General features: G+C 74.3%; 23 protein-coding genes. 9 read left to right on the forward strand and 14 right to left on the reverse strand.

Annotated features, from left to right (window positions below):
• Positions 1 to 39 precede the first annotated feature (39 nt).
• From JQN70_RS09225 to JQN70_RS09235, 3 genes are all read left to right on the forward strand, one after another.
• Positions 40 to 399: a DUF2200 domain-containing protein gene (locus tag JQN70_RS09225; protein ID WP_204131046.1), complete on the forward strand. Its 360-nt coding sequence runs from the start codon at positions 40 to 42 to the stop codon at positions 397 to 399.
• Positions 400 to 508: 109 nt separating this feature from the next.
• Entirely contained in the window at positions 509 to 1,999 is a 1,491-nt protein-coding gene (locus JQN70_RS09230) for a long-chain-fatty-acid--CoA ligase (protein WP_204131047.1), read from the forward strand.
• A gap of 35 nt (positions 2,000 to 2,034) precedes the next feature.
• Positions 2,035 to 2,547 (forward strand): hypothetical protein, encoded by a 513-nt coding sequence (locus tag JQN70_RS09235; RefSeq protein WP_204131048.1) that lies wholly within the window; start codon positions 2,035 to 2,037, stop codon positions 2,545 to 2,547.
• Here JQN70_RS09235 and JQN70_RS09240 read toward each other — a convergent pair.
• From JQN70_RS09240 to JQN70_RS09250, 3 genes are read right to left on the reverse strand one after another with little or no spacing between them, the layout of a single operon-like run.
• Positions 2,497 to 3,468, reverse strand: coding sequence for a DMT family transporter (locus tag JQN70_RS09240; RefSeq protein WP_239111350.1), 972 nt, complete (start codon positions 3,466 to 3,468; stop codon positions 2,497 to 2,499). The two genes, JQN70_RS09235 and JQN70_RS09240, sit on opposite strands and share 51 nt — an antisense overlap.
• Positions 3,468 to 4,472 (reverse strand): uroporphyrinogen decarboxylase/cobalamine-independent methonine synthase family protein, encoded by a 1,005-nt coding sequence (locus JQN70_RS09245; protein WP_307835892.1) that lies wholly within the window; start codon positions 4,470 to 4,472, stop codon positions 3,468 to 3,470. Before JQN70_RS09245 ends, JQN70_RS09240 begins: the two co-directional genes overlap by 1 nt.
• Complete coding sequence (locus tag JQN70_RS09250) at positions 4,469 to 5,374, reverse strand: DUF1272 domain-containing protein (protein ID WP_307835893.1); 906 nt, start codon at positions 5,372 to 5,374, stop codon at positions 4,469 to 4,471. The genes JQN70_RS09245 and JQN70_RS09250 overlap by 4 nt, the downstream gene beginning before the upstream one ends.
• A gap of 77 nt (positions 5,375 to 5,451) precedes the next feature.
• On the opposite strand from JQN70_RS09250, the gene JQN70_RS09255 reads away from it, so the two are divergent.
• Positions 5,452 to 5,673 carry a hypothetical protein gene (locus JQN70_RS09255; RefSeq protein WP_204131049.1) on the forward strand — a complete coding sequence of 74 codons (222 nt, stop codon included), beginning with the start codon at positions 5,452 to 5,454 and terminating at the stop codon, positions 5,671 to 5,673.
• 154 nt (positions 5,674 to 5,827) lie between these two features.
• On the opposite strand, the gene JQN70_RS09260 is transcribed toward JQN70_RS09255, so the two are convergent.
• The 9 genes from JQN70_RS09260 to JQN70_RS09300 form a co-directional block, all read right to left on the reverse strand.
• A complete protein-coding gene (locus JQN70_RS09260) occupies positions 5,828 to 6,802 on the reverse strand; it encodes a pirin family protein (protein WP_204131050.1) in 975 nt (324 codons plus the stop codon).
• Between the two features lie 68 nt (positions 6,803 to 6,870).
• On the reverse strand, positions 6,871 to 7,230 hold the full coding sequence (locus JQN70_RS09265) for a TraR/DksA family transcriptional regulator (RefSeq protein ID WP_307835894.1): 360 nt from the start codon (positions 7,228 to 7,230) through the stop codon (positions 6,871 to 6,873).
• A complete protein-coding gene (gene mnmA / locus JQN70_RS09270; protein WP_204131051.1) occupies positions 7,220 to 8,302 on the reverse strand; it encodes a tRNA 2-thiouridine(34) synthase MnmA in 1,083 nt (360 codons plus the stop codon). Before mnmA ends, JQN70_RS09265 begins: the two co-directional genes overlap by 11 nt.
• Positions 8,302 to 9,486 carry a cysteine desulfurase family protein gene (locus JQN70_RS09275; RefSeq protein ID WP_204131052.1) on the reverse strand — a complete coding sequence of 395 codons (1,185 nt, stop codon included), beginning with the start codon at positions 9,484 to 9,486 and terminating at the stop codon, positions 8,302 to 8,304. The genes mnmA and JQN70_RS09275 overlap by 1 nt, the downstream gene beginning before the upstream one ends.
• Before the next feature lie 44 nt (positions 9,487 to 9,530).
• Positions 9,531 to 9,944, reverse strand: coding sequence for a VOC family protein (locus JQN70_RS09280; RefSeq protein ID WP_204131053.1), 414 nt, complete (start codon positions 9,942 to 9,944; stop codon positions 9,531 to 9,533).
• A gap of 113 nt (positions 9,945 to 10,057) precedes the next feature.
• Complete coding sequence (locus JQN70_RS09285) at positions 10,058 to 11,017, reverse strand: electron transfer flavoprotein subunit alpha/FixB family protein (RefSeq protein ID WP_204131054.1); 960 nt, start codon at positions 11,015 to 11,017, stop codon at positions 10,058 to 10,060.
• A 32-nt stretch (positions 11,018 to 11,049) separates the two neighbouring features.
• Positions 11,050 to 11,838 (reverse strand): electron transfer flavoprotein subunit beta/FixA family protein, encoded by a 789-nt coding sequence (locus tag JQN70_RS09290; protein ID WP_204131055.1) that lies wholly within the window; start codon positions 11,836 to 11,838, stop codon positions 11,050 to 11,052.
• 115 nt (positions 11,839 to 11,953) lie between these two features.
• Entirely contained in the window at positions 11,954 to 12,733 is a 780-nt protein-coding gene (locus JQN70_RS09295) for a phosphotransferase (RefSeq protein ID WP_204131056.1), read from the reverse strand.
• Positions 12,734 to 12,760: 27 nt separating this feature from the next.
• On the reverse strand, positions 12,761 to 13,480 hold the full coding sequence (locus JQN70_RS09300) for a hypothetical protein (protein ID WP_204131057.1): 720 nt from the start codon (positions 13,478 to 13,480) through the stop codon (positions 12,761 to 12,763).
• A gap of 160 nt (positions 13,481 to 13,640) precedes the next feature.
• Here JQN70_RS09300 and JQN70_RS09305 point away from each other — a divergent pair, with 160 nt between their 5' ends.
• Genes JQN70_RS09305 through JQN70_RS09315 form a run of 3 tightly spaced genes read left to right on the forward strand, consistent with a single transcriptional unit; the run spans position 13,641 to position 15,733 of the window.
• The gene (locus tag JQN70_RS09305; protein ID WP_204131058.1) at positions 13,641 to 14,480 is read left to right on the forward strand and encodes a DUF4394 domain-containing protein; all 840 of its coding nucleotides are present in this window, start codon (positions 13,641 to 13,643) and stop codon (positions 14,478 to 14,480) included.
• An 18-nt stretch (positions 14,481 to 14,498) separates the two neighbouring features.
• The gene (locus tag JQN70_RS09310; protein WP_204131059.1) at positions 14,499 to 15,044 is read left to right on the forward strand and encodes a sigma-70 family RNA polymerase sigma factor; all 546 of its coding nucleotides are present in this window, start codon (positions 14,499 to 14,501) and stop codon (positions 15,042 to 15,044) included.
• Positions 15,041 to 15,733, forward strand: coding sequence for an anti-sigma factor family protein (locus JQN70_RS09315; protein ID WP_204131060.1), 693 nt, complete (start codon positions 15,041 to 15,043; stop codon positions 15,731 to 15,733). Before JQN70_RS09310 ends, JQN70_RS09315 begins: the two co-directional genes overlap by 4 nt.
• Before the next feature lie 10 nt (positions 15,734 to 15,743).
• Here JQN70_RS09315 and JQN70_RS09320 read toward each other — a convergent pair whose 3' ends face one another.
• Positions 15,744 to 16,523, reverse strand: coding sequence for an enoyl-CoA hydratase/isomerase family protein (locus JQN70_RS09320; RefSeq protein WP_204131061.1), 780 nt, complete (start codon positions 16,521 to 16,523; stop codon positions 15,744 to 15,746).
• Positions 16,520 to 16,990: a T3SS (YopN, CesT) and YbjN peptide-binding chaperone 1 gene (locus tag JQN70_RS09325; RefSeq protein WP_204131062.1), complete on the reverse strand. Its 471-nt coding sequence runs from the start codon at positions 16,988 to 16,990 to the stop codon at positions 16,520 to 16,522. The genes JQN70_RS09320 and JQN70_RS09325 overlap by 4 nt, the downstream gene beginning before the upstream one ends.
• Positions 16,991 to 17,174: 184 nt before the next feature.
• On the opposite strand from JQN70_RS09325, the gene JQN70_RS09330 reads away from it, so the two are divergent.
• Complete coding sequence (locus JQN70_RS09330; protein ID WP_204131063.1) at positions 17,175 to 18,590, forward strand: aspartate aminotransferase family protein; 1,416 nt, start codon at positions 17,175 to 17,177, stop codon at positions 18,588 to 18,590.
• 68 nt (positions 18,591 to 18,658) lie between these two features.
• Positions 18,659 to 20,788, forward strand: a complete 2,130-nt coding sequence (gene glgX, locus JQN70_RS09335; RefSeq protein WP_307835895.1) for a glycogen debranching protein GlgX — start codon at positions 18,659 to 18,661, stop codon at positions 20,786 to 20,788.
• The last annotated feature ends 84 nt before the right edge of the window (positions 20,789 to 20,872 follow it).

A 20,872-nucleotide genomic window follows, 5' to 3' on the forward strand; every position in this document is an offset into this window, starting at 1 on the left:
TAGGCTGCACTCACCCGTCGACCCACTCGAGGAGGCACCGTGGCCGGGCACCGCATCTTCGGCACGCCGTTCGCGAGCATCTACCCGCACTACGTCGCCAAGGCCGAGCGCAAGGAACGCGACCCCGCGGACGTCGACCGCGTCATCTGCTGGCTCACCGGCTACGACGAGGCCGGCCTGCGCCGCACCCTCGACACCGGGGTCGACCTCGAGACCTTCTTCGCCGAGGCGCCGGCGATGAACCCGAACGCCTCGCTCATCACCGGGAGCATCTGCGGCATCCGGGTCGAGGAGGTCGAGGACCCGCTCATGCAGAAGATCCGCTGGATGGACAAGCTCGTCGACGAGGTCGCCCGCGGCAAGCGGATGAGCGCCGTGCTCCGCGGCTCCGACGCCTGACCCCCGTCGCGCCGCGGGCGTGCCGACCGTCGCGAAGTCTGGCGCCCGACCGCCCGCACGGGTGAGGATGGGCCCAGACCGTCACCGACGCCGGACACCAGGAGCACCGATGACCAACCTCGCGACCAACCTGACGACCACCGCCGCCGAGCTGCCCGAGAAGGACGCGCTGCGCGTCAACGGCCAGGGAGTCACCTACGCCCAGCTGCACGGGATGGCTGCGAAGGTCGCGGGGACGTTGCGCGAGAACGGCATCCAGCCGGGCGACCGCGTCGCGATCATCCTGCCCAACGTCCCGGCCTTCCCCGTCGTGTACTGGGGGATCCTGCTCGCCGGCGGCATCGTCGTGCCGATGAACCCGCTCCTCAAGGCCGGTGAGATCGACTACTTCTTCACGGACTCGGGCGCCAAGATCGCCTTCGTGTGGCCCGACTTCGTCGAGGAGGCCACCAAGGGTGCCGCGAACAGCGGCACGCGCGTCGTCACCACCGGCGCGATGGGCCCCGAGGACTTCGAGGGCGGTGCCCCCGTCGCCGAGCCGAGCCCGCGCGAGGACGACGACACCGCGATCATCCTCTACACCTCGGGCACCACCGGCCGCCCCAAGGGCGCCGAGCTGACGCACAGCAACATCCACCTCAACGCGATGCGCTCGGCCAAGGTCATCCAGGAGATGACCTCCGACGACGTCGTCATGGGCTGCCTGCCGCTGTTCCACGTCTTCGGCCTCGTCGTCGGGCTCAACGCGGCCACCATCGCCGGCGCGAGCCTCGCCCTCATCCCCCGCTTCGACCCGCAGGCGGCCGTCGAGGTCATCGAGAAGGAGCGGGTCACGATCATGCAGGGCGTGCCGACGATGTACGCCGCGATCCTCAACCACCCGAGCAGCGACGGGATGGACGCCAGCAGCCTGCGCACCTGCGCCAGCGGCGGGTCCGCGATGCCGCTCGAGGTGATGCGCTCCTTCGAGGAGAAGTTCGGGTGCGTCATCCTCGAGGGCTACGGCCTGTCCGAGACCAGCCCCGTCGCGAGCTTCAACATGCCCGACAAGGAGCGCAAGCCCGGCACCATCGGGCTGGCCATCCCCGGCTGCGAGATGCGCTGCGTCGACCTCGACGGCAAGGAGGTGCCGCACGGCGAGGTCGGCGAGATCGCCATCCGCGGCGACAACGTCATGAAGGGCTACTGGAACAAGCCGGAGGCCACGGCCGAGGCCATCCCCGACGGCTGGTTCCGCACCGGTGACCTCGCGACGATGGACGACGAGGGCTACTTCACGATCGTCGACCGCAAGAAGGACATGATCCTGCGCGGCGGGATGAACGTGTACCCGCGCGAGGTCGAGGAGGTCATCTACACCCACCCCGACGTCCTCGAGGTCGCGGTCGTCGGCATCCCCGACGAGCTGTACGGCGAGCAGGTCGGCGCAGCGGTCGCGCTGCGCGAGGGCGCCACCGCCAGCACCGACGACATCATCGCGTTCACGAAGGAGCGCATCGCCGCGTACAAGTACCCCCGCACGGTCTGGGTCGTCGACGCGCTCCCGAAGGGCCCCACCGGGAAGATCCTCCGGCGCGAGGTCCACGCGCCCGCCGAGTGAGGCCGGGGCTCCCCCGCCGCACGACGGACCCGACGATGACCGACGAGCACGGTCCGGTCGAGGAGGAGGTGCGCGCCGCCGACCTGTGGCGCGCCACCGGGCTCGGCCTGGCGATGGTCTGGGGCGTCGTGCTGCTCCTCGTCATCGGCTACGCGGCCCGGTTGACCCTCGACCCCGGCGCCGACGACCCGCCCACGGTCGTCCGCCTGCTGCTCGTCCCGATGGGCGTCGTCGCGGTCGCGCTCTTCGTGTGGATCGCGGTGGCGGGCTGGCGGATCCAGCTCCGCCGGCCCTCCGGGTGGGACCCCGTCATCGTCGTCGGGGGGCTCGGGCTCGCCGGCGGGGTCTTCGTCGCCGCGCCGTGGCGCTTCGACGGCGGCCCCGGCAAGGGGCTGACCCCGCTCACCGTCGGGCTCGTCGTCATGGGGCTGCTCTCGGTGGTCGCCGGCCTGCTGGCCCAGCGCTCCTGGCGACGGGCCGCCGTGGCGCTCGAGGAGTCACACGCGGGCGGCGCGCTCCCGGGCCCGGGTGACGACCGCCTCGGGTGAGCGCGGGTTGCGGTTGACCACCCAGGCGGCCGCGAGGACCACCGCGAAGCCGACGAGCTGCCAGGTGCCGAGGTGCTCGCCGAGGACGAGGACGCCGAGCAGCACCGACACGACCGGGATGAGGTAGGTGATCGTCGAGCCGACGATCGGTCCCGCGCCGCGCACCACGTCGAACTGGAGGACGTAGGCGAAGCCCGTCCCCACGACCCCGAGGGCGAGGACGCAGAGCAGCGGGAGCCACGCCGGCCCGTCGGCGGCCGGGGCGTGCGCCGTGACGGCGGCCAGGCCCTCCGGCGTCGTCGCCGCCCAGCCGACGGTCACCGGCACCATGAGGCCGAGCCCGGTGAGCAGCGTCGCGGCCGGCATCGCGAGGCCGCCGAGGTCGGCGCCGGCGAGGAAGCGGCGGTTGTAGGTCCAGCCGATGCCGTAGCTGGCCCCGCCGGCGAGGGCCATCGAGAAGCCGACGAGGTCGGGGCCCTCGGTGCTCGTCCACGGCTGCATGATCGTCACGACACCGACGAACCCGACCCCGACCGCGACGAGGCGGCGCCCCGTGGCCCGGGCCCCGGGGAGGATGGCCAGGGTCGCGAGCACGGTCGCGATGGGCGTCGCGGCGTTGCCGATGCCGGCGAGCGCCGACGAGACGCGGGTCTCGGACAGCGCGAAGAGCGTGAACGGCAGGGCGGCGAGGAAGAACCCGCAGACGAGCACGTGCCCCCAGACCCGCGCCCCGGCTGGCAGCCGGCCACCGCCCGCCAGCAGCAGGCCGGTGACGACCACCGCGCCGGTGAGGATGCGCAGGGCCGAGATCTGCACGGGCGCGAGCGACTCGAGGCCGACCTTCATGAGGAGGAAGCTCGAGCCCCAGATGAGCACGAGCGCGACGAACTTGACCTGCCAGGGCACACGCGGCTGCGCCATCAGGGACCCACTTCCTCGACGAGACGGCGCGCGGTGTCGAGCGCCGTGCGCAGAACGGTCCGGGCCCCCTCCGGTGTGAGTCCGGCGAGCCCGCAGGCCGGCGTGACGACGAGCCCGTGCGCGTCGGCGGTGGCCAGCCCGGCGCGCTCGAGCCCCTCGAGGACGGTCCGCACCGCGGTGGTGTCGGACGTCGACCCGTCGGTGGCGAGCACCCCGGCGTACAGGCCGGTGCCGGCCTCGAGCGTGGCGGCCACCGACTCCCAGCGGGTCGGTGAGGCGGCCGTCAGGTCGAGGGCGAGCGCCCCGGCCCCGGTGGAACGCAGCAGCGGGAGGGGCGCGCGCGGGTGGCACGAGTGGAGGACGGTCGGGCCGTCGTGGCCGGCGAGGGCGTCCCGGAGGGTGCCGGCGACGACCTGGGGGTCGACCGAGCGCACCCGCCCGTAGCCGGACGCGGTGGGCAGCGACCCCTCGAGGACGGCCGGAAGCGCCGGCTCGTCCACCTGGAGGACGACCTCGGCGCCCGGGACGAGGCGACGGACGTCGGCGACGTGCGCGGCCACGCCCTCGACGAGCGAGGCCGCGAGGTCGGCCGCGGCGCCGGGGTCGGTGACGACCCGCTCACCCCGGGTCAGCTCGAGGGTGGCGGCGAGGGTCCACGGCCCGCACACCTGGACCTTGAGCGGCCCGGTGTAGCCGTCGTAGGCCTCGGCGAGCTCGTCGAGGTCCTCGCGCAGCAGGGCCGCCGTGCGGGCGGCGTCGCGCCCCGGCCGGTCGACGAGGCGCCAGCCGCTCGGCTGGAGGTCGACCGCGAGGTCGACGAGCATCCCCGCCGCGCGCCCGACCATCTCCGAGCCCGGCCCGCGTCCGGGGGTCTCGGGGAGGAACGGGAGGCCGACCCCGTCGCCGTCGAGCAGCAGGTCGCGCACGGTCCGGACGGCCTCACGCGCCGAGCTGCCCGGCCACGAGCCGATCCCGGTGGCACGCACCGGGGTCGGGGCGCTCACCGGCGCCACCGCTCGACGAGGCCGGTGACCGAGGCCGGCACCGGGGCACCGGTCGCGAGGGCGTGCGGCGCGGGCTCGGGGTCGCCCGCGACGGTACGGAACGGCACGACGCCGGTCCACGCCGTCGTCTCCTCGTCGGGCTCGCCGGGGCCGCCCGAGCGGGCCTTGAGGACCCACCGCCCGTCGGTGATGGGCAACGCCATCGCGAGGGTGGCCACCTGCTCGCGGCGGGTCATCGGGCGGACCTCACCGGTGCGACCCGGCACGAGCCGCTCGGAGAGGACGTCGAGGGCCCGCTCGCGGTCGGCGTCATCGAGGGTGACGAGCTCGCCGTGGAGCACGGCCGAGCGGTAGTTGGCCGAGGACTCGAAGGTCGTGTGCGCGACGACGAGCCCGTCGACGGCGACGACGGTGAGGGCGGCCGGGGCCCCGGCGGCCACCTGGCGCAGCGCCCCGGCCCCGGTGGAGCCGTGGAGCAGGACGCGGTCGCCGTCGCGCGCGAAGAGCATCGGGACGCACCACGGCCGGCCGTCGACGACCGTGGCGAGGGTGCCGGCGAGCACGTCGTCGAGGAGGGCGTCGAGGGCGGCCCGGTCGGCGGTGCCGCGCTCGGGCTTGCGGGTGAGGCGCTGGACCGGTGCCGCGCCCCCGGCGTATCCCCGTCCGGGACAGGGCTCGTCGCGGACGATCCGCTCGGTGGACGCGGGGTGGCGGCGCAGGGCGTCACCGGTGCGGGTCGGCCGCGGCATCAGCTGGCCGCCGCAGTTCGGGCACTCACGGCCGAGGTGCTCGGCGCACCCGGAGCAGAAGGTGCACTCGAAGGAGCAGACGACGGCACCGACGGCGTCGGGCGGGAGGTCGAGGTCGCAGCACTCGCACGACGGACGCATGGCCAGGGTCACGGGGGTCATCCTCTCGCGTGGAGGTGACACCCGGAACCACCGGGCGGCTGCCGGCCCGCCCGCCTAGGCTGACGGGCATGGCCGGTCCGGAGGGCTTCACGTGGCGCGAGCGCGGCGACGAGGTGGTCGTCAGCCACCACGGGCGCGTCGCCACCGTCCTGCGCGGGTCCCGGGCCCGCGACTTCCTCGACGACGTCGAGCGCGGCGACCCCCAGGAGCTGATGGCCCGGCTCACCGGCAACTACCGCCGCGGCAACGAGCGGCGGGCCCGACAGCACCCCCGCAACCGCGGCCACTGACGCCGAGCGCCCGCGCCGTCACGGTGGTGACGGGGAAACCGGCTGGTGACGCGGATGTATCCACGTCATCAGCCGACTTCCGCGTCGTCCGTGCGACCTCGGACGCCGACGCCCCCGCCACCTCACGGTGGCGGGGGCGTCCTGGCGTCCGGTCTCAGAGCACGTCGTGCCCCGGGTGCGGCTCGGCGGGGATGGTCCCCAGCCGGCCGGCCTGGAAGTCCTCGAAGGCCTGCACCAGCTCTTCACGGGTGTTCATGACGAACGGGCCGTACGCCGCGACGGGCTCGCGGATCGGGCGCCCGCCGAGGATGTAGAGGTCCAGGCTCGGGCTGCGCGACTCCTGGCTCTCGTCGGCGCCGACCTCGACGACGTCGCCGCCGCCGAGCACCGCCAACTGCCCCATCCGCAGCGGCCGACGGTCGGGCCCGACCGAGCCCTTGCCGTTGAGCGCGTACACGAGCGCGTTGTAGCCGGGGTTCCACGGCAGCCGCACCCGCGCGCCCGGCGCCACGGTGACGTGCAGCGCGACGATCGGCGTGTGCGTGATGCCCGGGCCCTCGTGGCCGTCGAGCTCGCCGGCGATGACGCGCACCAGCGCGCCACCGTCGGGGCTGGAGAGCAGGGCGACGTCGTTGCCGCGGATGTCCTGGTAGCGCGGCGGCGACATCTTCTGGTGGCTCGGCAGGTTCACCCACAGCTGGAGGCCGTGGAAGAGCCCACCGGACAGCACGAGAGACTCCGGCGGCACCTCGATGTGCAGCAGGCCGGAGCCGGCCGTCATCCACTGCGTGTCGCCGTTGGTGATCGTGCCGCCGCCGCCGGTGCTGTCACGGTGCTCGAAGGTGCCGTCGATGATGTAGGTGACGGTCTCGAAGCCGCGGTGCGGGTGCCACGCGGTGCCCTTCGGCTCGCCCGGCGCGTACTCGACCTCACCCATCTGGTCCATGTGGATGAACGGGTCGAGCACGGCGAGGTCGACGCCGGCGAACGCGCGGCGCACCGGGAAGCCCTCCCCCTCGAAGCCCTGGGGAGCGGTGGTGATCGAGCGCACGGGGCGCGAGACGGCCTCGACGCCGGGCTCGGTGACCCGGGGCAGGGTCAGGATGTTCTCGACGGTCACGGCTGGCATGTCGTTCACGCTCCTCGGTGGTCGTCCTCCGCGGTGGAGGGTCACGGCGTCCAACAGTAGTTGACGGTTCAACTATTCCGGTCGACGGGTGCGCCGGCGTGCTGCACACAGGTGCGGGCGGTGGGCCGGGCCTCGAGGCGACCCTCCGCGATCGGCTCCCCGCAGACCGCGCAGGTGCCGTAGGTGCCCTCGGCGACGCGGGCGAGGGCGTCGTCGAGCTCGGCGAGGTGGGTGCGCACACCGTCGGTCAGCGCGGCGAGCTGGGACCGCTCCCAGGCGATGGTCTGCCCCTCGGGGTCGTGCTCGTCGTCGGCGTTCGAGTCCAAAGACGCCGCGACGAGCCGCGCCATGTCCTGCTCCATGCCCGTCAGCCGGTCGAGCAGCTCCGTGCGCTCGGCGGCGAGGCGGTCGCCGGTCTCAGGCGGCACGCCCGGTCCCGGTGATCGTCGCGGACCCGACGACGCGCGAGCCGTCGTAGAGCACGACCGACTGCCCCGGCGCGACACCGCGCACCCGCTCGGCGAGCCGGACCTCCACGCCCTCCCCGGCGACCCGGGCAGTGGCGGGCACCTCGGTGCCGTGCGCCCGCAGCTGGGCGCCGACGGACACCTCCCCGGCCGGGGCCGGCCCGCACCACCGCAGGTGCTCCCCCGCGACGACATCGACGCCGAGCAGGTCCGCCGTGCCGACGAGCACCCGGTTGGCGGGCGCGTCGACCTCGACGACGTAGCGCGGGTCGCCGTCGAGCCGCGAGCGCTCGATGCCGAGGCCCCGGCGCTGCCCGACCGTGAAGCCGTGTGCCCCCGCGTGCTCGCCGACCACCTCGCCCGACACGGCGTCGACGAGCTCGCCGGGCCGCTCCCCCAGCCGGCGCGCGAGGAAGCCGCGGGTGTCGCCGTCGGGGATGAAGCAGATGTCGTGGCTGTCCGGCTTGCGGGCGACCGCGAAGCCGCGCTCGGCGGCCTCGGCCCGCACCCCGTCCTTCGTCGTGTCGCCGAGCGGGAAGAACGAGCGGGCCAGCTGCTCGGCGTCGAGGACGCCGAGCACGTAGGACTGGTCCTTCGCGGGGTCGACGGCGCGGTGCAGCTCGCGGCCGTCCGGCCCGTCGACCACCTGCGCGTAGTGGCCGGTGGCGACGGCGTCGAAGCCGAGCGCCACGGCCCGGTCGAGGAGCGCGGCGAACTTGATCGACTCATTGCAGCGCAGGCACGGGTTGGGCGTGCGCCCCGCGGCGTACTCGGCGACGAAGTCGTCGACGACGTCGCGCTCGAAGCGCTCGGCGAGGTCCCAGACGTAGAACGGGATGCCGAGCCGGTCGGCGACCCGCCGGGCGTCGCCGGCGTCCTCGATGGTGCAGCACCCCCGGGCCGAGTCGCGCAGGGTGGCCGCGGACCGCGACAGCGCCAGGTGGACCCCGACGACCTCGTGCCCGGCGTCGAGCACGCGGGCGGCCGCGACCGCGGAGTCGACGCCGCCGGACATCGCCGCGACGACCCGCATCAGGAGAACCCCCCGGCCCGCCGGGCACGCTCGACGACCCCGGGGAGGGCGGCGAGGACGGCGTCGACGTCGGCGTCGGTGGAGGTGTGGCCGAGGGAGAGCCGCAGCGCACCGCGCGCCTCGGCCTCGCCGTGGCCCATCGCGAGGAGGACGTGGCTCGGCTGCGGCACGCCGGCCTGGCAGGCCGAGCCGGTGCTGCACTCGACCCCGGCGGCGTCGAGGAGGTAGAGGAGCGAGTCGCCCTCGCAGCCGGGCACGAGCAGGTGCGCGTTGCCCGGCAGGCGCCCGGCCCCGTCGCCGGCGCGCCAGCAGCCGCTGACCGTGATGCCGAGGTCGAGCGCGAGCGCCCCCTCGACGAGCCGGTCGCGCAGCGCCAGCACGCGCTTGGCCTCGACGTCGCGGGTGGCGACGGTCTCGTCGAGCGCGACGGCGAAGGCGTGGATGCCGGCGACGTCGAGGGTCCCGCTGCGCACCTGGCGCTCCTGCCCGCCGCCGTGCAGCTGCGGCACGAGGGTGGCGTCGCGGCGGGCCAGCAGCGCGCCGACCCCGACCGGTCCCCCGATCTTGTGCGCCGTCACCGACATGAGGTCGGCGCCGGAGTCGTCGAAGCGGACGGGCAGGTGCGAGAGCGCCTGGACGGCGTCGGTGTGGAACGGCACGCCGCGCTCGTGGGCCGTGGCGGCCAGCTCGACGACCGGCTGCACGGTGCCGACCTCGTTGTTCGCCCACATGACGCTGACGAGCGCGGTGTCGTCCGGGTGCTCGGCGAGGACGGCCCGCAGGTCGTCGACGGCGACGTGCCCGCAGCGGTCGGGCTCGAGCCAGGAGACGGCCGCACCCTCGGACCCCACGAGGAACTCGACGGGGTCGAGCACGGCGTGGTGCTCGATGCCGCTGACCACGAGGCGGGTGTGTCGGGGGTCGGCGTCGCGGCGGGCCGCCCACGCCCCCTTGACCGCGAGGTTGTCGGCCTCGGTGCCGCCGGAGGTGAAGACGACCTCGGAGGGACGGGCCCCGAGCGCGGCGGCGATGCGCTCGCGCGACTCCTCGACCACCTTGCGCGCCGCCCGCCCCGAGGTGTGCAGCGACGAGGCGTTGCCGACCCGCGCCGCCGACTCGACGAACGCCTCGACCGCGGCGGGCAGCATCGGCGTCGTCGCCGCGTGGTCGAGGTAGTGGGTCACGAGGTCCGAGTCTACGTTTCGGCCCCGGGTCCCCCGGTCCCCGCTCAGCCGGGGAACAGGCAGAACGGGTGCCCCGCCGGGTCGGCGAGGACGTACAGCGGCTCGTCCGGGTCGTCGGTGCGGTCGAACAGCAGACGGGCCCCCAGCGCCTCGGCCCGCTCCCGCTGCCGCTCGAGGTCCTCGACGTCGGCGACGGTGAGGTCGAGGTGCAGCTGCATCGGCACGTCGTGGCTCGGCCAGGTGGTCGGCGTCAGCTCGGGCACCTCCTGGAAGGCCAGCCGGCGGGTGCCGTCGGCCTCGGTGAGCACGAGCCAGTCGGCGTCGTCCGCCGAGCCGTCGACCGGCGGCTCGTCACCGGGCCGGTAGACCAGCCCGAGCAGCTCGCGCCAGAACTCGGCGCTGCCCCGCACGTCCGGGGTGTCGATGACGGTGTGCAGCAGGTGCGGCGTGCTCCCCATCCCCCGACGGTAGCCACCGACCCCGACTCTGTGGGGCCGCAGCCGCCCGAAGCGCCGTCGGGGCGGCGTGTCGGCGGACGGCTCCCCACAAAGTCGGGGAAAGCGGGGGTCGGTCAGCCCTTGCGCTTCTTGACCTCGGCCGTGGCCTGCGGCAGCACCGAGAAGAGGTCGCCGACGACGCCGAAGTCGACGAGTTCGAAGATCGGCGCCTCCTCGTCCTTGTTGACGGCGACGATCGTCTTCGAGGTCTGCATGCCGGCCCGGTGCTGGATGGCCCCGGAGATGCCCGCCGCGACGTAGAGCTGCGGCGAGACCTGCTTGCCGGTCTGGCCCACCTGGTTGCTGTGCGGGTACCAGCCCGCGTCGACCGCCGCCCGGCTCGCACCGACCGCGGCGCCGAGGCTGTCGGCGAACTCCTCGACCGGCGAGAAGTCGCCGCCGGTGCCGCGGCCGCCGGAGACGACGATGGCCGCCTCGGTGAGCTCGGGGCGCCCGGTGGCCTTCTTCGGCTGGGCGTCGGTGATCTTCGCGGCCTTGGCGGCGTCGCTGATCGTCACGTCGACGGACTCCACCGCTCCGGCCTCCGGGGAGGCCTCGATGGCCGCGGAGTTCGGCTTGACGCAGATGATCGGGGTGCCGGTCGTGACCTTCGCCGTGACGGTGTACGAGCCGGCGAAGACCGACTGCGTCGTCTCGGGGGCGCCGTCGTCGCCGGCGCGCACGTCGACGGCGTCGGTGATGAGGCCCGACCCGCTCTTGATGGCGAGGCGCGCGGCGATCTCCTTGCCGGCCGCGTTGCTCGGGATGAGCACGGCTGCGGGAGAGACCTTCTCGATGAGCTGGGCGAGCACCTCGGCCTGCGGCGCGACGAGGTACGAGCCCGCGTCGGCGTCGTCGACGACGTACACCTTGTGCGCGCCGTACTTCGCGTAGGTCTTCTGCGCGGTGTCGGCACCGGGTCCGACGTGCACCGCGGAGGGCTCGCCGAGGCGGCGGGCGAGCGTGAGCAGCTCGGCGGTCGCCTTCCGCAGGCGGCCCCCGGCGTGGTCGGCGAGGACGAGTACTTCTGCCATGGGTCTGTGCTCCTGGTCCGGGTCGGGCTGGCTCAGAGGAACTTCTGGGCGCTGAGGAACTCGGCGAGCTTGGTGCCGCCGTCGCCCTCGTCGGTGACGAGCTGGCCCTGCTCGCGCGGCGGGCGCTTGGCGAACGAGACGACCGCGGTCCACGCGGCGTCGAGGCCGACGTCGCCGGCGTCGACACCGAGATCGGCCAGCGACCACGCCTCGACCGGCTTCTTCTTCGCGGCCATGATCCCCTTGAACGAGGGGTAGCGCGGCTCGTTGATCTGGTCGGTGACCGAGACCAGCGCCGGCAGCGAGGCCTCGATGGTCTCCGAGGCGGTGTCGCCGTCGCGGCGGATGGTGACCTTCCCGTCGCCGACGGTCAGCTCGGAGGCGTACGTGACCTGCGGCAGGCCGAGGCGCTCGGCGAGCATCGCGGGGACGACCCCCATGACGCCGTCGGTCGAGGACATGCCGGTGAGCACGAGCTCGGGGCTGCCGTCGGTGGCCTTCTCGACGGCCTTGGCGAGGACGAGCGAGGTGGCGACGGCGTCGGAGCCGTGCAGCGCCTCGTCCTGGACGTGGACGCCCTTGTCGGCGCCCATCTGGAGAGCCTTCTTCAGCGCGTCGGCGGCGGCCCCGGGGCCGACGGTCACGACGGTGACCTCGCCCTCGCCGGCGGCCTCGACGATCTTCAGGGCCTCCTCGACGGCGTACTCGTCGAGCTCGCTGAGCAGGCCGTCGACGGCACGGTCGACGGTGTTGTCGGACTCCTGGAACGTCCGCTCGGACTGTGCGTCCGGGACGTACTTGACGCAGACGACGATGTTCATGCGTGCCTCGTCCTCTTTCCTTCGGTCGGTGGTCTCGCGCCAGGGCTCCCGGCGCGCGTCGGCGTCCATCCTCTCAGCCGGTGAGCGCTCGTTCACCACCGAGGTGGCGTGACGGTCACCACCCTGTCGAGCCCGGCCCGCTCCCGAGCGCACCGGCCCAGAGCGCCTCGTGGCGCGCGACCCAGGCGGTGGCGTCGCGCCAGTGCGCCCCGTGGCCGGCGGTGTGCATCGAGGCCCACGGCTCGCGACCCGTGGCGTGTGAGCGGAGCAGCAGGTCGCGCATCGCGCCGGCCCGCCGGGCCATCGTGAGGGGCAGGGCGGCGCGCAGCGGGCCGTCGGCGCCGTAGCCGTCGACGAACGCGGCGAGACGGGCCGCCGCGGCGTCGGGGTCCTCGCCGGCGAAGAGGTGGCCGAACGAGACGGCCGCGTACGCGAGGTCCCAGAGGCGGGTGCTCGGTCCGGACCCGTCCCAGTCGATGAAGACCAGCCGGTCGCCGTCGATGACGAGGTTCCAGGCCGCGAGGTCGTTGTGGCACAGCAGGTCCGGGTGGTCGGCCGGGAGGAGGACCTCCCAGTCGTCGGGCACCGGAAGGCCCTCGCTCGCGTCGTGGATCCGTCGGACGAGGGCCCCGACGCGGCCGAGCAGCACCGGGTCGAGCGGCCCGTGGTGCATCGCGAGGTCTCCGGGGACGAAGTCGAGGACGAGCCGGCCGCGCTCGTCGCGCCCGTGGGTGCGGGGGACGTCGAGCCCGCGCGTCCGCAGCGCCTCGAGGTAGGCGACGGTGCGCGCGGACGTCGGCAGCCACGGCTTGCGCACGGTGTCGCCGACCCGGACCACCTCGGCCGAGGCGTTGCCTCCGGTCAGCGCCTCCTCGGCGGTGTCGTCGGTGCCCACCGGGCCACCGTAGTCATGCGCCGACGCTCAGAACTCGGTGCGGTAGTAGCCCTTCGACACGGTGACCACGAGGGCGAGCGCCGCACCGGAGGAGCGCACGGCCTCGGCGTCCTCGGCGCCGAACGGCCGGCCGGAGAGCGTCACGTCCGAGGGGAACCAGCTCCCGAGCGCGGTGCCGGGGTCCTCGCCGGCCTCCCGGGCGGACGTCGGCCGCACCTCGACCTCGAGGTCCGGCGAGCAGGTGTACGAGGTCCGCGGCAGGGCGGCCGCACCCTCGCTCTGCACGAGCGGGTTGTCGGCCGACCAGTACTGCGCCTCCACGGCGTCGAGGCCCTCCCCGCTCTCGCAGCCCTCGGCCCGCAGCTCGCGGTGCGCGGCGAGCAGTGCCCCCGCGACGGCGTCGTCGTCGGCCGCGACGGCCAGGACCCGGGCGGCGCCGACCGAGCACTCGTGCGAGTAGGTGTCCTTGACCTTCCAGTTGTTCTGACCGGTCGAGCACCCGTCCATCCGGGTGCTCGCGAGGACCTCGTGCCGGGCGGCCAGGCGGGTCGCCAGCGCGTCGACCTCCCGCTGGGCCGGGACCCGGGCCCGCGTGGCCTCCGCCCCGTCGGGCTCGAACGGCTCGCTGAGGACCGTGCAGCCCATGAGCGAGCACCACCCGATGGTCGCGACGGCCCCCAGCCCGAGGACGAGGGCGCCGACGACGGTCAGCACGATCGGCAGGCGGCGGCGGGTCGGGGTGCTCACCGACCCGATCCTGCCCCGCAGCGGCCGGTCGCGCCTGAGCACCACGACCCACATCCGGACCGCCGAGCGGCGTCGAAACACCGGTCGAGGACCTTCAACGCGCGGACGTCGGTGCCCGTACCCACGGGTGGCAGACCCCCACCGGACACAGGAGCACCCGATGAACCGCACGCGCACCCTCGTCGCCGCCGGCGCCCTCAGCCTCGCCGTGGCCGTCCCGATGGCCCCGGCCGCCACGGCCACCATCTCCCCCCTCGGCGGCAACCCGACGGTCGGCCTCTCCGGCGACCGCACCCTCGTCGGCTTCCGGCTCGACCGCCCGGAGTCCGCCCGCTCGCTCGGCGAGGTCAAGGGCCTGTCCGGCGACACCGCCCTCGTCGGGCTCGACCGGCGCCCCGCCGACGGCAAGCTCTACGCGGTCGGGAACAAGGGCGGCGTCTACACGGTCACCGTGCCGACCCAGCACCTGCTGTGGAAGAAGGCCCCGACCGCGACCCTCGTCAACCGGCTCTCGGTCGCCCTCTCGGGCACCTCCTTCGGCGTCGACTTCAACCCGGCCGCCGACCGCCTGCGCGTCATCAGCGACACCGGCCAGAACCTCCGCCACGACGTCAACCCCGGCGGCACGACGATCGCCGACGGCACGCTGGCCTACGCCCCGGCGACGACGCCGGCCACCGGTGTGGTCGCCGCCGCGTACACGAACAACGACACGGACGCCACGACGGCGACGACGTTGTTCGACATCGACGTCGCCCTCGACCAGGTCGCCGTGCAGTCGCCCGCCAACGCGGGCAGCCTCGCCCCGACCGGCACGCTCGGCGTCGACGCCACGAACGCCGGCCTCGACATCGACACGCGCAACCGTGGCTGGGCGACCCTCACCGTCGGTGGGAAGGCCGGCCTCTACGCCGTCGACCTGCTCGGTGGCTCGGTGGAGCGCGAGGGCTCCTTCCCGCGCGGCCTGCAGGTCCACGACCTCGCCGTCCCGACCCGCTGACCCGTCGAGCCATCCACCGTGCTGCACCGCCGACCGCGGACCCCCTCCCTCACCGAGGAGGAGGGGGTCCGCGCGGCGTACGCGGCCCACGGGGGAGAGCTCTACCGCTTCGCCCTGCGCACGCTCGGCGATGCCGGGCTCGCGCAGGACGCGGTCCAGGAGACCTTCCTGCGGGCCTGGCGGGCCCGGGACCGCTACGACCCCGCCGTCGCCGCGCTGCGGACCTGGCTCTTCGGCATCGCCCGCAACGTCTGCATCGACCTGCACCGGGTCCGTGAGGCACGGCCGTGGCTGCGGGCCCTCGCCGACCACGAGACCCTCGCCCGCGACGCCCCGCCGACCGACGACTGGGACGCGCTCGTCCGCGCCTGGCTCGTCGAGGAGGCTCTCGGCCGGCTCGGCGACGCCCACCGGGAGGCGCTGACCCAGACCTACCTCGTCGGGCGTCCCTACGACGAGGTGGCCGCCGAGCTGGGCATCCCCGTGAGCACCCTCCGCAGCCGGGTGTTCTACGGGCTCAAGGCGCTGCGGGTCGCGATGGAGGAGATGGGAGTGCAGCCATGACCGACGACGAAGGGACCCCGAACGGTCCCGACCACGAGGCGCTCCGGGTGCTCATCGGCCCCTACGTGCTCGGCCGGCTGGACCCCGGGGACACGGCGACCCTCGAGGTCCACCTCGACACCTGTGCCTCCTGCCGCGCCGACCTCGCCGAGCTCACCCCGGTGGCCGGCGCGCTGGCCGACGTCCGCGGGCGGGCCCCGGCGCTCGCCGAGCCGCCCGCCGACCTGCTCGACCGCGTCGGTGCCGCCGTGGAGGCCGAGGGCCGTCGAGCCCGGCGGCCCGCCGCCTGGCGCACCGCCGGTGTCGCCGCAGCCGCCGCCGCGGTGGCCGTGGCCGTGACGCTCACGGGGGTGCGGCTCGCCGAGCCACCCCCCGGACCGTTCGAGCCCGTCCCCGTCGCCGTGGCCGCGCCGGGGGTGACGGCCAGCGCGGGGGTGGTCCCGCACACCTGGGGGGTCGAGGTGCGGCTGAGCGCCCGCGGCTTCGACGCCGGGGACCGCTACCGCGTCGTCGTCCTCGGCGAGGACGGACGCAGCTACCCCGCGGGCGAGTTCGTCGGCACGGGGTCACGCCCGATGGTGTGCAACCTCAACTCGTCGGTGCTGCGCGCCGACGCGGGCGGCTTCGAGGTCCTCGACACCGCCGGCACGGTCCTCGCCCGGTCGACGTTCGCGCCGCCCCGCGCCTGAGCCGCGGCGCTCAGGCGCCCTCGAACGGCGCCGGGCCCTTGCCCTTGTCGACGAAGTGGCGCATGCCGGTGGCGCGGTCGCGGGTGGCGAACAGGCCGGCGAAGAGCGTGCGCTCGATCTCGAGCCCGGTCTCGAGGTCGACCTCGAGCCCGCGGTCGATGGCCTCCTTGGCCGCGCGCACGGCGTAGGCCGGACCGCCGACGTAGCGCTCGACCAGCCCCCGCGCGGTGGCGTACACCTCGGCCGCCGGGACGACCCGGTCGACGAGGCCGATGGCCAGCGCCTCCTGCGCGTCGACGAAGCGTCCGGAGAACACGAGGTCCTTGGCCTTCGCCGGCCCGACGAGCCGGGCGAGGCGCTGCGTGCCACCGGCGCCGGGAATGATGCCGAGGGTGATCTCGGGCTGGCCGAGCTTCGCGTCGTCGGCGGCGACCCGCCAGTCGCACGCGAGCGCGACCTCGCACCCGCCGCCGAGCGCGTAGCCGGTGACGGCGGCGACGGTGGGCTTCGGGAGGCCGGCGAGGGCCTTCGTGAAGTCCTGGAGCAGGGCGGAGTGGTCGACCATGTCGGTGTACGACATCGTCTCCATCTCCTTGATGTCGGCGCCCGCGGCGAAGACCTTCTCGCCGCCGTAGACGACGACGGCCGCGACGTCGCGGCGCTCGGCGGCCTCGCGGCAGGCCGCGACGAGCCCGTGCTGGATCTCGGCGTTGAGCGCGTTCATCGGCGGCCGGTCGAGCCGGATGGTCCCGATGCCGCCCTCGACCTCGAGGCGGACGAGGTCGGTCACTGCCCGTCCTCGATCGGCTGGCCGGTCTCGGGGTCGATGCCGAGGACCCTCTGGTGCCACAGGTGCACGCCGGAGAGGATGACCTGGATCGAGACCTGGACGAGGACGTTGAGGTCGGCCCCGGGCGTGACGACGTGCTCGCCGGTGACGACGAGCGTCGTGCCCGCGAGGCCGGTCTTCACGTGGTTCATGTGGAGGTTGATCTCGTTGCACGTCTCGTGGAGCTTGAGCCGGTCGCCGGTCAGCTCGTCCTGGATCTGCCACTGGCCGAAGACCCGCATGACCTCGACGTCGCCCTCGGTGCAGCGGACGAAGAGCTGCTGGTCGTTGACGGTGAAGGCCACGTCCCCGTCGCCGTCGATGTTCGGCGCGAGCCCGAGGTCGACGAGGACGTCGAGGACCCGGCCGCGCAGCGGGTGCTCGTTCGCGGGCGGCGGGAAGTTGGGCAGCGAGGTGGGGTCGGTCATGGGTCCACGGTAGCCACGGGCACCCACCGGCCGGGGGCCAGGGGCGGGTGGGTGCGCTGCACTCGTCGGGAGCGAGGTCGCCGCGGCGATGGATCCGGTAGTACATTCGCGGCCAGAGATGCGTGATGGTGCGTGACGGCGCCCGACCGCCACTGATTCCACGACTCGCGAGGAGACAGCGACGATGACCGCGACCGAGACGACGACCACGCCGACGCACGACCCGGCCACCTACCGCCGGCTCCCGGCCACGAGCACCCCGGTCGATCCGGCCCGGGTCGAGTCCCTCCTCGCCGCCGAGTGGGACCGCTTCACGGCGAGCACCCCCGCGTCCGGCGAGCACAACACCCGCGCCGCGCGGACCCTCCCGCTCGGGGTCACCTCCTCGTTCCAGCACTGGGACCCCTACCCCGTCTCGGTCGCCTCGGCCCGCGGGGCGTGGCTCACCGACGTCGACGGCCGCCGGATGCTCGACCTGTCGATGGGCTTCGGCGCGATGCTCGTCGGCCACCTCAACCCGGTCGTCGTCGAGCACGTGCAGCGTGCCCTCGCCGACACCGGCACCCTCTTCGTCACCCCGTCGCCGCAGGCCACCGAGATGAGCGAGCGGTTCTGCGAGCGCTTCGGGCTCGACATGATCCGGTTCACGAACTCCGGCACCGAGTCGCTGATGTACGCCATCCGCGCGGCCCGCGCCTACACCGGCCGCAAGGCGGTCGTGAAGATCGAGGGCGGCTACCACGGCGGCTACGACGCCCTCCAGGTCTCGGTCAAGCCCGACCTGGCGAACATCGGCCCGGCCGACGCGCCGGTCCCCGAGGTGCCCTTCGACGTCGAGGCCGGCACCGTGCACGTCGTCCCCTACAACGACCTCGACCGGCTGGGCGCCGTCCTGCGCGAGCACGGCCGCGACGTCGCCGTCATGGTCGTCGAGCCGGTGGTCGAGAACCTCTCGATCGTCGTCCCCGACGCCGGCTACCTCGCGGGGGTGCGGCAGCTGTGCGACGAGCACGGCGTCGTCCTCCTCTTCGACGAGGTGAAGACCGGCCTGACGGCCGGGTACGCCGGCGCCGCGCAGCGGCTCGGCGTCAAGCCCGACCTCATCACCCTCGCGAAGTCGATCGGCGGCGGCCTGCCGCTCGCGGCCTTCGGCGGCACCCGCGAGGTGATGGAGGTCGTCGTCGACGGCCGGATGGCCCACTTCGGCACCTACAACGGCAACCCCCTCGTCATGGCGGCCGCCAAGGCCGTCGACGAGATCTGCACCCGCGAGGCGCTCGCCGACACCGAGGCCATCAACGTCCGCGCGCTCTCGGCCATCGACGACGTCATCGACGAGTACGCCCTGCCGGCCCACACCGTCGGGCTCGGGGTCAAGGGCTGCGTCACGTGGTCGACGACGCCGGTGCGCACCTACCGCGACTACAAGGCCACCGACTTCGCGATGGCCGAGCTGTCGTGGCTCTGGGGCGTCAACCGCAACATCCTCACCCCGCCCGGGCTCGACGAGCAGTGGCTCGTCTCGCTCGCCCACACCGACGACGACATGGGCCTGCTCGTCGAGCACGTCACCGAGCTCGCCCGGGCGCTGCGCGCCTGAGCCCACCGACCGTCCCGACCTCGCCGACCGCCCCACGCCGCCCCCGTCCGCCGGGCTAGGGTCCTGCCGTGCCGTCCCGCCTGCGCCCCGCCGGGCCGCCGTCCCGCGACCTCCCGCCGCCCCCCGGCGTGACGCTCGTCCCGGGCGGCGCCGAGGTCGCCGTGTACGCCGGGCACGCCGACGGCGTGGAGGTGGCGCTCTTCGAGCCCGGCGACGTGGCCGGCGGGAGCGAGCGCCGCGTCGCCCTCGCCGAGCGGGCGCACGGCTGGTGGTTCGGGTTCGTGCCCGGGATGGCCGCCGGGCAGCGCTACGGGCTGCGCGTCGACGGCCCGTGGGACCCCGAACGCGGGCTGCTCCACAACTCCGCCAAGCTCCTCCTCGACCCCTACGCGGGGGCGCTCGAGGGCGGGGTCACGTGGGGCCCCGAGGTGTACGGGCACGCGGTCGACGCGTCGTGGCACGGCGAGCTCGAGCAGCGCTCGGACCTCGACAGCCGCGGGGCGGTGCCGCGCGGCGTCGTCGTCGACCACGCCTTCGACTGGGGCGACGACACCCCGCCCGGACGCTCGCGCAGCGAGACCGTCGTCTACGAGGCCCACGTCCGCAACCAGACGATGCTCCACCCCGGGGTCCCGGAGCACCTGCGGGGCACGTACGCCGGTCTCGCGCACCCGGCCTCGGTCGAGCACCTCACCTCGCTCGGCGTCACCGCCGTCGAGCTGCTGCCCGTCCACGCCTTCACCCACGAGCCGCACCTCGTGCGCCGCGGCATGCCGAACCACTGGGGGTACAACACCCTCGGGTTCATGGCGCCGCACGCCCCGTACGCCGCGGCCCGCGACCCCCAGGGTGTCGTCGACGAGGTCAAGGGCATGGTCAAGCTGCTCCACGCGGCCGGGCTCGAGGTGATCCTCGACGTCGTCTACAACCACACCGCCGAGCAGTCCCGAGCGGGTGCGTCGCTGTCCTGGCGCGGTCTCGACCAGCGGGCCTACTACCGCCTCGACGAGCGCGGCCGCGACATCGACGTCACCGGGTGCGGCAACACCCTCGACCTGCGCCACCCCGTCGTCTGCCGGATGGTCCTCGACAGCCTGCGCCACTGGGTGCAGGAGTACCACGTCGACGGCTTCCGCTTCGACCTCGCCGTGGCCCTCGGGCGCGGGCGGGGGGACGACTTCGACCCCGACCACCCGTTCCTCGTCGCGCTGCGCACCGACCCCGTGCTCTCGCGGGTCACGCTCGTCGCCGAGCCGTGGGACCTCGGGATGCACGGCTGGCGCACCGGGCAGTTCCCCCCGCCGTTCCTCGAGTGGAACGACCGCTTCCGCGACACCGTCCGCCGGTTCTGGGTCGGGGACGTCCGTGCCACCGCCCACGGGCAGCCCGCGCACGACGCCCGCGAGCTCGCCACCCGGCTCACCGGCTCGCGCGACCTCTTCGGCGCCCGCGACCGGGGCCCGACCGCATCCGTCAACTTCGTCACCGCCCACGACGGCTTCACCCTCGCCGACCTCGTGTCCTACGACCACAAGCACAACGAGGCCAACGGCGAGGACAACAACGACGGCTCGAACGGCAACGGGTCGTGGAACCACGGCACCGAGGGCCCGACCGACGACGCCGCCGTGCAGGCGCGGCGCTCACGGGCCCTGCGCAACCTCCTCGGCACGCTGCTCCTCTCCTCCGGCGTCCCGATGCTCACCGCCGGCGACGAGATGGGCCGCACGCAGGGCGGCAACAACAACCCCTACTGCCAGGACAACGAGGTGACCTGGCTCGACTGGGGCCTCGCCCCGTGGCAGGAGGACCTGCTCGCGACGACCCGTCACCTGCTCGCCGTGCGGCGCGCCCTCCCGGTGCTGCGCCGCCGGGTCTGGCTGCTCGGGCGCCCGGTCGACGACGACGGCACCCTCGACGTCCAGTGGTACGCCGCCGACGGCCTCCCGATGGGCGACCGCTGGCACGGCGAGGGCACCCGGCTGCTCCAGATGGCCCTGGCCCCCGCCGAGGGCGCACCCGACGGCGCCCTGCTCGTCGTCAACGGCACCGACCGGGAGGTCGAGGTGACCCTCCCCCACGGCACCTCGGCGCGCCTGCTCTGGGACAGCGCCGACGAGCGCCCGCGCGCCGACGACGAGCCGGTGTCGGGCGCCGTGACGTTGGCCCCCACCTCGCTGCGCGTCTACGCCACCTGACACCGGGCCACCGCGCGACTCACAGGTGGCCCTCAGCGGCGCCTCCCGGCGTGTCGCGCGACCGGTCCTAGACTGGCCGGAGAC

The sequence above is a fragment of the Phycicoccus sonneratiae genome, assembly GCF_016887965.1.
GTDB lineage: Bacteria > Actinomycetota > Actinomycetes > Actinomycetales > Dermatophilaceae > Phycicoccus > Phycicoccus sonneratiae.

Coding starts and splice junctions, on each gene's coding strand:
- JQN70_RS09230 (WP_204131047.1), top strand. CDS start 509: ATGACCAACCTCGCGACCAACCTGACGACCACCGCCGCCGAGCTGCCC.
- JQN70_RS09235 (WP_204131048.1), top strand. CDS start 2,035: ATGACCGACGAGCACGGTCCGGTCGAGGAGGAGGTGCGCGCCGCCGAC.
- JQN70_RS09240 (WP_239111350.1), bottom strand. CDS start 3,468: ATGGCGCAGCCGCGTGTGCCCTGGCAGGTCAAGTTCGTCGCGCTCGTG.
- JQN70_RS09255 (WP_204131049.1), top strand. CDS start 5,452: ATGGCCGGTCCGGAGGGCTTCACGTGGCGCGAGCGCGGCGACGAGGTG.
- JQN70_RS09260 (WP_204131050.1), bottom strand. CDS start 6,802: ATGCCAGCCGTGACCGTCGAGAACATCCTGACCCTGCCCCGGGTCACC.
- mnmA (WP_204131051.1), bottom strand. CDS start 8,302: ATGCGGGTCGTCGCGGCGATGTCCGGCGGCGTCGACTCCGCGGTCGCG.
- JQN70_RS09280 (WP_204131053.1), bottom strand. CDS start 9,944: ATGGGGAGCACGCCGCACCTGCTGCACACCGTCATCGACACCCCGGAC.
- JQN70_RS09285 (WP_204131054.1), bottom strand. CDS start 11,017: ATGGCAGAAGTACTCGTCCTCGCCGACCACGCCGGGGGCCGCCTGCGG.
- JQN70_RS09290 (WP_204131055.1), bottom strand. CDS start 11,838: ATGAACATCGTCGTCTGCGTCAAGTACGTCCCGGACGCACAGTCCGAG.
- JQN70_RS09305 (WP_204131058.1), top strand. CDS start 13,641: ATGAACCGCACGCGCACCCTCGTCGCCGCCGGCGCCCTCAGCCTCGCC.
- JQN70_RS09315 (WP_204131060.1), top strand. CDS start 15,041: ATGACCGACGACGAAGGGACCCCGAACGGTCCCGACCACGAGGCGCTC.
- JQN70_RS09325 (WP_204131062.1), bottom strand. CDS start 16,990: ATGACCGACCCCACCTCGCTGCCCAACTTCCCGCCGCCCGCGAACGAG.
- JQN70_RS09330 (WP_204131063.1), top strand. CDS start 17,175: ATGACCGCGACCGAGACGACGACCACGCCGACGCACGACCCGGCCACC.